At 50.8% G+C, this 329-nt stretch carries 1 protein-coding gene; it reads right to left on the bottom strand.

Annotation, left to right across the window (positions count from 1 at the left end):
• Positions 1 to 329, bottom strand: a 329-nt coding sequence (locus DW917_RS18035) for an HU family DNA-binding protein (RefSeq protein ID WP_233524832.1), incomplete at both ends; no start/stop codon positions are given.

Here is a 329-nt window from a genome sequence, read left to right as displayed (position 1 = left end):
TTGGATGAGAGGAGGATGGAGAAATCACCGAGATCGCCGAGTCGGATTTTCTTGCCTTCGAGGAGCTGCTCTCTCATGCAATCTACGGTCATGTAGAGGATGGCAGAGATGTCTGCGCGAGAATAGACGCTGCCGTGGCTGGAGATGTGCTTGGCAAACTTCTCGATGGTCATCACATCAGAATACTGAGATACGGCGAAGGCATTCTTCTTCTCGGTCTTCACCAGGTTGAGGTCGGCCTGGTCAGGATTCTTGCCCTCTTTCTTAGCCTGGTTGATACGTGATTTTGCCTGATTGATAGCAAGGAGGTTACTGTTCACTGAGCGCAT

It is taken from the genome of Prevotella sp. AM42-24, from assembly GCF_003461825.1.
In the GTDB taxonomy this organism is placed as follows: domain Bacteria; phylum Bacteroidota; class Bacteroidia; order Bacteroidales; family Bacteroidaceae; genus Prevotella; species Prevotella hominis.
Note: the sequence above shows the minus strand (reverse complement) of the source record. Positions and strands in the feature narration are given on the sequence as shown.